The 9158-nt window shown below is 57.8% G+C and carries 6 protein-coding genes; 4 read left to right on the top strand and 2 right to left on the bottom strand.

All coding sequences use genetic code 11. The features are described 5' to 3' along the window. The first annotated feature begins 138 nt into the window (after nt 1-138). Nucleotides 139-633, top strand: a complete 495-nt coding sequence (locus Q0650_RS11290; RefSeq protein WP_298819007.1) for a Crp/Fnr family transcriptional regulator — start codon at nt 139-141, stop codon at nt 631-633. Nucleotides 634-871: 238 nt separating this feature from the next. Here Q0650_RS11290 and Q0650_RS11285 read toward each other — a convergent pair whose 3' ends face one another. Beyond that, nucleotides 872-3247, bottom strand: coding sequence for a transglutaminase domain-containing protein (locus Q0650_RS11285; protein WP_298819006.1), 2376 nt, complete (start codon nt 3245-3247; stop codon nt 872-874). A gap of 5 nt (nt 3248-3252) precedes the next feature. Then, on the bottom strand, nt 3253-4050 hold the full coding sequence (locus tag Q0650_RS11280; RefSeq protein ID WP_298819005.1) for a TatD family hydrolase: 798 nt from the start codon (nt 4048-4050) through the stop codon (nt 3253-3255). Nucleotides 4051-4695: 645 nt separating this feature from the next. Between Q0650_RS11280 and Q0650_RS11275 the strand changes: the two genes are divergently transcribed. The 3 genes from Q0650_RS11275 to radC all read left to right on the top strand — a co-directional run bounded on the left by Q0650_RS11275 (nt 4696) and on the right by radC (nt 8929). Then, nucleotides 4696-6294: a NuoM family protein gene (locus tag Q0650_RS11275; RefSeq protein ID WP_298819003.1), complete on the top strand. Its 1599-nt coding sequence runs from the start codon at nt 4696-4698 to the stop codon at nt 6292-6294. A gap of 118 nt (nt 6295-6412) precedes the next feature. After that, the gene (locus Q0650_RS11270) at nt 6413-8125 is read left to right on the top strand and encodes a universal stress protein (protein WP_298819001.1); all 1713 of its coding nucleotides are present in this window, start codon (nt 6413-6415) and stop codon (nt 8123-8125) included. Nucleotides 8126-8239: 114 nt separating this feature from the next. Then, entirely contained in the window at nt 8240-8929 is a 690-nt protein-coding gene (gene radC, locus Q0650_RS11265; protein ID WP_298819000.1) for a DNA repair protein RadC, read from the top strand. Nucleotides 8930-9158 lie beyond the last annotated feature (229 nt).

The following is a 9158-nucleotide window of genomic DNA, read 5'->3' as shown; positions in this document are numbered from 1 at the left end:
AAGCGTCGCACCATGCCGCTTGAAGCGCCGTCACACGACTAGGCGATAGGCGACAGCCGATAGCCGATAGCCGATAGCCGATAGGGGGATCGAAGCGCCGTCACACGATGAGCCGGGATCGCGCTGGGGGAGGGGGGTATGAATAAGAGTGTGGTGGAAAATCTGCGGCGGGTGGACTTGCTGCACGGTCTGAGCGACGAAGAGTTGTTGCAGATTGCGACGATTTGCAAAGTGCGTCGGCTCGGTGCCGATCAAATCGTCTTTAACGAGGGTGATGAGGGAGACGAGCTATTTATCATCCACGAGGGATGCGTTCGGATCTCGATCAAGACGCGCAACAGTGATGGCACATTTTCGCCTTCGACCATCAACCTGCTCTACAGCGGGCAGAGCTTTGGCGAAATGGTGCTGCTCGGCGGCGCCACGCGCTCGGCAACGGTCAGTTGCGTAGACCCGTGCGTACTGCTGGTCATCCGCGAGCATGACTTCACGGCTTTGTGTCATCGCAATCCACGTATTGGCTATCTGGTTATGCGAAATATGGCTGCCGATCTGGCCTATAAGTTGCGCTCATCGAATCTGCTCTTGCGGGGAAATATTCGCTGGCAACACGGCGAATTAGGGAAGCGATAAGGCCTGGTAACATCTCAAAACCGGGTTTGTAACACCTGGATATTTTTCGCCATCCTCGCGATCATGCCCACTTCCCGGCCTGTCGATACTCTGAGCAACATGCAATCGACACTCGCATTCACCAATCACCCAGGATTAGAACGCCTGGGTGATTGACATGCCATGTCAGAAGCCAGGCTCCGGATCAAAAGCGATCAAATCAGGAAGCAATCCTGTCAGTGAACGCACACCGGGTTTGTCATCTGATGCGCCCCCGTGTCGGCGACCAGACCCACTGCACTGCCTGCTGCATTGCATAGCGCACCAACGCCCGGCGGAGCATCTCACGGGCCGACTCGGCAGGCACCCGAGCGCCTGATCCCCGTCGGTAACGTTCTGCGACATAAGCGGTAGCAATGTCGTGAATCGTCGTTGCATGCTCTGGTAAGACCGTTGCCAGTCGCTGAGCAAATTCGCGCGGGGTCTCCCAGCTCTGCTGAGCGAGACCGGCGAGGCTGGCCAGCCATCCCATCTCAGCGTAGGCGGCAGCGGCCAGGCGCAGACCGCGCAATTCCCGTTGCAACCACAGGCGAGGCCCAAACCAGCCCGCAACAACGATCAGCGCGATAATCAGTAGCGGACACAACCACTCTAGCGCCCCGCCACTTGCCGCAAGGTCACGATTATCAGACAGAGGAGCATTCGCCGCGTCACCGGTAACGCCGCTCGATGCAATCTCGCCATCTTCCAGCTCTTCAAAGCGACCAGGATCAAGCGTAGCGCCGCTGGCGCTGACTGCGGCATCGCCTTCCTCGCCGAAGTCTGACTGCAATGGCCGCTGCGGCAACGACGTGTAGCCAGCCGCCGTTGGCTCAAACCGCTCCCAACCGATGCCGGGAAAATAGACTTCCGGCCAGCTATGCGCCACATTTTCGCGCACCACATAAACGCCCTGTTCGGGGTCAAACTCACCGCTGGCGTAGCCACGCACCCAGCGCGCCGGGACTCCGACCGAGCGCAACATCACCACCATTGCCGAAGCGAAGTAATCACAGTACCCGGACTGCTGTTCGAAGAGAAACCAATCAACCAGATCGACATTCGGTGGCGGCGGTGGAATATCCTCAGTATAGGTCAACCGGCGCAAATAATCCTGAATGGCAACTGCCTGATCATACGGTGTTTCGGCGTTGGCAGCGGCAATCACGCGAGCGGCTTCGGCGCGCACCCGCACCGGCAAACTGGCCGGTAATTGCAGGTAGCGATCGCGCACCCATTGGGGATAATCAGTGCCGGCATTGCGCAGACTGCGCACATCGGCCAGCGAGGTCAACACCGTGGCAGTATAGGTAGTGCCGGCAGCCAGTGGAGCGGCAGAGGTGATCAGGGCGAGGTCATCGTAAACCGGAACTATCCCGCCATTCTCATTACGAACAATCAAATGCTCAAGATTGGCCGGCAGGCTAAATTGTTGCGGCGATCCTCCGAACAACAAAAGGTCATCGTTGCGATCCTGCCGCAGCGTTACTGTCTGCGTAATGACCTGGCGTAGCCGTCGATCGGCAAGTGGAACGGCTTCACCGGCAGCCAACGGCGTGCGCGCCTGCTCGGCGGTCGTAACGCCCAAAGCCGCGCGAGCCAATTCACCGGTAGTGTTTAACCAACCCGTGCCATCGTACCGGTCAAAAGCCACAGCGCGCCAGTAATCGAGGCGAGACGAACGCACCAGCATCACTTCATCGAACCCCGGCACGCGCGCGCCACCAAGGGGCGCAACTCGGGCTGTAAACGAGACACTACCGGCCCCTGGCGGCGCGTTGATAGTGCTAAACGCATCTTCCCAGGCAGCCCGGGCCGCGCGAAACGGCGCGCGCAGCATTTCCCAAGCCTGCGCGGCGCGTTCAGACGGAATCTGGGCCGGCAAGATGGCCGTCACTGCGATCAACGCTACGCCAACCACTGTAGCTGCCCACAATGCTCGTAGTGGCAGCAAATCAGGATAGCTAATCTGGCGCGCTTCCCAGACTAACTGACGTTGCATGACGTGATGGTAAACCAGCAAAAGTAAGGCACTGGCGATGAAGACCAACGCCTCAAGATCGGGCTTTGGCCAGACGTATGTATAGTTGATGAGGAATACTGCGCCATTGGTAACGATCATCAGCCATGGCCGTTGGCGCCGAAATACCGACCAAACAGTAGCATAGGCCAGCCACCAGCAGAGGGCAGCCAGCGCCATCACGAATAGCGCAATGTCTTCGCCACGCCCACCACCGGTCAGCACCCGCACCCAACTGATCACCCTGATTGTCAGTTCGACCGCCCAATCACGCCAGCTCACCAGGCGTTCATCAAGCAGAGGTCCAAGCTGTTGCACAATCCAGACAACAGCCAACCCCAATGAGAAAAGATGCGCCGCCCAATTATGCAAGCGCGGCCAAACGGCCAGCGCCAATCCTGTCACCAATGCCATCCCGACCACCGCCGGTAAAATGGACAGGCCATCTGCCCAGCCTGATTCGGCCAGACTGCGCGCAACGGAGCCGGTCATCAGCACAATCAGGACAAAACCCGGCAACGTCCACCAGAAATGAATCAGTCGAAATGGTTGAGTTGTTGACCAGCGGTTTGTCACAATATCTACACCTGTGCTAAAGCTGCCGCCAAACGCGGGAACAGGCGCAGCGCATTTTGCCAGAGCTGGGGCGCAAGTTCGGGCAATGGTTGCCGACGCAGATCGGCCAGTTTCTGGCCAATGTAGATGAGCCGACTCGGCTCATTGCGTTGACCGCGATGAGGATGTGGACTAAGGTAAGGGCTATCGGTTTCGATGAGAATTCGATCAAGCGGCGCCTGTTGAGCAACTTCGTGCAGCGCAGTCGATTTAGGGAAGGTCAGCGACCCGGAAAACGAGAGATAGAAACCGAATTCGAGGCATGCCTGCGCTGCCTCCCAATCACCAGAGAAAGAATGCATCACGCCTGGGCCGCGCGCTGCATCGCGCAGAACGGCAATCGTCTCAGCCATCGCATCGCGCGAATGGATGACGACCGGCAGGCCAAGCTCGCCGGCCAGCGCCAACTGAGCGCGAAACGCCGCTTCTTGCGCGCTGGGCGGCGACTTCATCCAGTAATAATCAAGCCCGATTTCACCGATTGCAACCACTTTGGGATGGGCCGCGAGCGCTCGGATCTGCTCGATCCAGTCGGGTGGCAGATCGTGGAGATGATTGGGCTGAATACCAACCACGGCAAAGATCGCCGGATGGGCATTGGCCAGCGCCAACGCCGCGTGGCTGGAGGCCAGATCGTAGCCGATTTCGATCATCACTGCAACGCCGGCATTGAGCGCGCGCGCAATCACATCGCTGCGATCCTCGTCGAATTGCAGTGAAGCGAGATGAAGATGGGTGTCAATCAGGCGAAGCGTAGCATTCATAGGCATCCCTTCGCATTGTAGCACACCTGCTCACAGCGGGTCGGATGTATTATACCCGTTACCGGTCAACAGAACGCAAACTGACCAATCCGGCATGCGCAACTCAACCTGTAGCAGCATATGGATAGCGCATTGATCCTAACATTACAGCAACGTCATTTTTGTGATTATCGTCACAATTTACTGGACTGTTCTGAACCTTTAAAAACCTTTTTGTCTCACAAAAAGCTAAGAAAAACCATCTAGAGCTTGTGATCTGACAGTTGACAAGAAAGCGGAATCGAGCTATAACACTCAGCGCGTGGCGCATACGTGAGTTCTGTCACAAACGTGAGTTCTGTCACAAAGCGGAAACCACACTCACTGTCACGCAATCAGAGTTCGGTAGGCAACAGCGTGTAACAGGCGAAGTCACAAGCAGTTTTCTGGTTAAAACTATGATCAGATCTGCGCAAACGATGATAGTTGTGCAACCAAAATCGGCACGCTGGATCGATCAGCCTATCGACACCACCTGATTGCAACCCCCTGACGAAGCAGTCATAGAGGTTCTTGAGCTACGCTAGCTTTGCGCTGGTGACATCGGGCAACGTCACCTGTGCTGGTCTGTATTTTTTTGAAGACAATGAAAGAAGGTCTGGCGCTATGAATCTGCTCGGCCTACCCATCCTGTCGCTGCTGCTCTGGCTTCCGGCACTTGGCGCTCTCGCCATTCTGTTGCTGCCACGCAGTCAACCTGCTCTGTACCGCTGGACAGCAATGGGATTTACGATCGCAACGCTCATCATTGCTGGCGTTGTTATCAGCCTCTTCTACACCGGGCCATATGGCCCAATTGCCGGGGTCATCGTTGGCCCACCGCTGCAATTTGTCGATTCGGCCGCCTGGTTGCCCGCCTTTGGCGCAAGCTACCTGATCGGCGTCGATGGGATCAATTTATGGCTGGTTGGCCTGACAACCTTTCTTGCTCCATTTGCAGTAGCGGCGACATGGCAACGACAGACGCGCAGTCCACGTCTCTTGCTGGCGCTGCTATTGCTGGCTGAGACAGCATTTCTCGGTGTCTTCCTGGCCCAGGATATGCTGCTCTTCTACGTCTTCTACGAACTGGCGTTGCTTCCCATCGTCTTCCTGGTCGGTATGTGGGGAAGCCATGGGCGCGCGACAGCGGCACTCAAGCTCTTCCTGTACACGTTTGGCGGTTCGCTGCTGATGCTGTTGGCGATCATCGGCCTGCACATTCTGCACCGCAATGCGGTAGCGGCGGTTGATCCCGGCTTTACCGGCACATTCGCCCTCAATCAGATCGTGGCCGATCTGCGCTCGGGTCTCTTCACGATCGATCCGATGGTTGCGCGTTTGCTCTTCGGAGCCTTCTTTATTGCCTTTGCTATCAAACTGGCGCTGTGGCCATTCCACACCTGGCTGCCCGACGCTTACAGTGTTGCGCCGACTCCGGTGGCCATTATGATGGCTGGTTTGATGGCCAAATTCGGTATCTACGGCCTGATCCGGTTCAATCTGACACTCTTCCCCGAGATTGCGTCGTGGGCAGCGCCGGCCATCGCCACTCTGGCCGTTATCGGCATCATCTACGGCGCGCTGATTGCCTTCACACAGCGCGATATGCAGCGCATGATTGCATATGCTTCGATCAGTCATATGAACTTCATCGCGCTGGGGGTGATGACACTCAACAGCACCGGCATCAATGGCGCGCTCTTGCAGATGGTGGGGCACGGTATCATTATGACTGCCCTTCTGCTTATCGTAGCAGTGATTGAAGAGCGCCGCGATAGCCGCGAACTTGGCTCATTTGGCGGCCTGTGGAGCGTGACGCCGGTCTATGCCGGCCTGACCCTGCTAACTTTGCTAGCAATGGCTGGTCTCCCCGGTTTGAGCAGCTTCGTCGGCGAGTTTACCATCTTGCAGGGTATCTTTACATCGCCTCTGTTAGGCTGGCCGTTTGCCCTGGGCGCTGTGATCGGCATCATTCTCGCCGCAGTCTATGCATTGCGGGTCTTTCACCTTGGTTTTATGGGTGAAGTGCGCAACACTGCCAACCGTGACCTGCCCGATCTGCAACGGCGTGAGCTGCTGACCCTTGGCGCGCTGGCCGTGGTGATGATTGCGCTTGGCCTCTTCCCGAATCTATTGCTGAGCGGCACAACCGGCTCGGTGCAAGGACTGGTCGATGCTCTCGCGCCTGCGGTGCAGGCAGCCGCTCAATTGAACGGGTGGTAACAGGCCAGAAGGCAGCGGAAACAACTTTCAGCCGGTCAACCGGCTACAAGCAGGGCGACGCATGGAGAAGTATAGCGTGTGTCGCCCTTTTCGCATGTTGTGATATAGTATCTCTGCTATGGAAGAACCAACTGATGGCCGCATGGTCGCGGCATTGCATGATTTTCAGCGGTTGCGCTGGCGCGCCGATCTTGAACACCTGCTGGCCCGTGTGCGTGGTCGGTCTGATGATCTTTTGCCCTTCGAAGAGGTGCGCCAGCACTTGCGGGCCAAAATGGCCGGCGAACGCCAGTTGCGCGAGATCCCGCTGACGGCAATTGTCGGTAGTGTAGGTCGCTACCACGATTTTAATCGCAGCTTCCTGCCGCGTCGTGATGATGACTGGCAGCGCTGGTCGCGCGTGATGGCTGCCGTTGATGGCATGCACGGCTGGCCACCAATCGAGGTGTACCAGATCGGCGATGTCTATTTTGTGATCGATGGCAACCATCGAGTATCCGTTGCTCGCCAGTTGGGAATGGATCACATCCAGGCGTATGTGATACCACTCCAGTCTCGCGCGCCAATCGATCCTTCAATGACGCTGGAAGAGATCATCATCGCCGGCGAATACGCCGCCTTTCTGGAAGACACCCGACTGGATGAACTGCGCCCTGGCTGTGACCTGCGGGTAACCGTTGCCGGTCAGTATGATCAGTTACGTCAACAGATCGCGCGCGTCCAGCAACGCCACGCCACACCAGAACACACTCCATCACTGGAAGAAGCAGCCTGCCTCTGGTACGATCAGGTGTACCTTCCGGTCGTCGAGTTGATTCGCGAGCGCGGACTGTTACGCGGTTTCCCCAACCGCACCGAAACCGATCTCTATCTCTGGTTGTGCGCGCACCGTGATGAATTGAGCAAACAGCTCGGCTGGGAGCTAAGTCTGGCCCAGGCGGTGGACGATCTGGTCGAAACGCCGGGCCGCGCCGAACAGATCATCGAACGAGTGATTCCTGATAGCCTCGAGCCGGCTTCGCCAGCCGGGACCTGGCGGCGTAACCGGACGCTCGATCCAACCCACTGGCTGTTTCGCGAGGTGCTGGTGCCGGTTAACGGCAACCCTGACGGCTGGCAGGTGCTCGATCAGGTACTGGCATGGGCCAGACGAGAAGCGGTACGTCCGCTAGGACTGCACGTTGTGCGCGTGATGCGTCAGCGCGATTCGGCAGCGGCGCAGGCAGTGGCGCGTGAATTTGTCGAACGTTGCGCTGCCGCCGGAGTAGCCGGCGAGTGCGCGATTGAAGCCGGCGCTATCGACCGGGCGATCCGCGCCCGTGCCCGGCTGGTAGATCTGGTCGCCATTCAGATCAATCACCCTCCCGGCCCGTCGCCACTGGCCCGACTGACATCGGGTTTACGTACCATCTTGCGCTGCTCGGTGCGACCGGTCTTAACGGTGCCACGCGCCGTCGAGCGAATTGAACGGATCTTGCTGGCGTATGACGGAAGCCGCAAAGCGGAAGAGGCCCTCTATCTGGCAGCATATCTGGCCGCGCGCTGGCAACTGGCATTAAACATCGTGACTGTACTTGATAGCAATGCAGGCGCCGAGTCAGTGCAAATGCGCGTCTTTCGCTATCTCGAACGCTACAAGATCGCGGCTGGTTACATTCTGGAACGGGGCGAAGCTGCGCCGGCGATCATTCACGCCGCCGAACAGACTCGATCCGATCTGCTCGTGATGGGTGGCTATGGGCATCGTGACCCGCTCAGCGATCTGGTGATCGGATCGACTACCGAAGCTGTGTTACGCGCGCGCCGTCTGCCAACCATTATTTGCCAGTGAGACGCTCTCAACCACACTGCGGCAAGAAATTGAGCAACTAACGAAATTCCCCGCATCTTTTGGCTCTCTCGCGCGGTATACATAGTAGAACCGTGATTGCAGCGCGAGGAAGATATGCTCTCACTGCGAATGAATGAAATCCCTGTCCGTGAGCAACCGCGAGAACGCCTGGCCCGCCTTGGCGCCGGCGCATTGAGCGATGCCGAGTTACTGGCCATTCTGCTGCGGGTAGGTTTCAGTGGAACCAGTGTTTTGCAATTAGCGCAACACCTGCTCAATGATTACGGTGGCTGGACGGGATTGCAGTGGGCTGATTACGATGATCTCTGCCGGCGCGCTGGCATCGGGGCGAGTAAAGCCGCCAGTATCAAAGCGGCGCTCGAGATTGGGCGGCGGCTGGCGCGGAGCGGGATCGATGAACGTTACCCGATCCGTTCACCTGGCGATGTGGCAGCGCTGTTGATGGTTGAGATGAGCCATCTCGACCAGGAACATTTACGCACGGTACTGCTCGACACGAAACATCGGGTGCAACAGATCAGCACGGTCTATATCGGCAGTCTCAATTCGGCAACCATCCGCATTGGCGAGGTTTTCAAAGAAGCGGTACGCCGCAACAGCGCCGCGATCATCGTGGCGCATAATCATCCGTCAGGCGAAGCAACACCGTCACCAGAAGATATTCAGGTCACCCGCCAGCTTGTGGCTGCCGGACGGTTGCTTGATATCGAAGTGCTCGATCATCTGGTGATTGGGCGTGGGCAATATGTCAGCCTGCGCGAACGGGGTTTGGGATTCGAGTAATCGGTATCTCGCGCAGTCACTGAGCGACGCTGTTGTATTGCAATGCGGTCGTGTCTAAAGAGGAAAGAGCGGCGCAGGGTAAAAGGGGAAAGGGCTGGCCAGCCCCAGCAGGGCAGGGGTGGAAGGGCGTAGCACATCCAGACACTGCTCGCGCAATGCGGTCGTGTCTAAAGAGGAAAGAGCGGCGCAGGGTAAAAGGGGAAAGGGCTGGCCAGCCCCAGCAGGGCAG

This window comes from uncultured Chloroflexus sp., from assembly GCF_937129525.1.
GTDB lineage: Bacteria > Chloroflexota > Chloroflexia > Chloroflexales > Chloroflexaceae > Chloroflexus.
The sequence above is the reverse complement of the archived record's forward strand: the minus strand, read 5'-3'. Positions and strand labels throughout refer to the sequence as shown.

Excerpts from the sequence above, each read along its gene's own strand:
- Q0650_RS11290 (WP_298819007.1), top strand. The coding sequence starts at position 139 with ATGAATAAGAGTGTGGTGGAAAATCTGCGGCGGGTGGACTTGCTGCAC.
- Q0650_RS11280 (WP_298819005.1), bottom strand. The coding sequence starts at position 4,050 with ATGAATGCTACGCTTCGCCTGATTGACACCCATCTTCATCTCGCTTCA.
- Q0650_RS11275 (WP_298819003.1), top strand. The coding sequence starts at position 4,696 with ATGAATCTGCTCGGCCTACCCATCCTGTCGCTGCTGCTCTGGCTTCCG.
- Q0650_RS11270 (WP_298819001.1), top strand. The coding sequence starts at position 6,413 with ATGGAAGAACCAACTGATGGCCGCATGGTCGCGGCATTGCATGATTTT.
- radC (WP_298819000.1), top strand. The coding sequence starts at position 8,240 with ATGCTCTCACTGCGAATGAATGAAATCCCTGTCCGTGAGCAACCGCGA.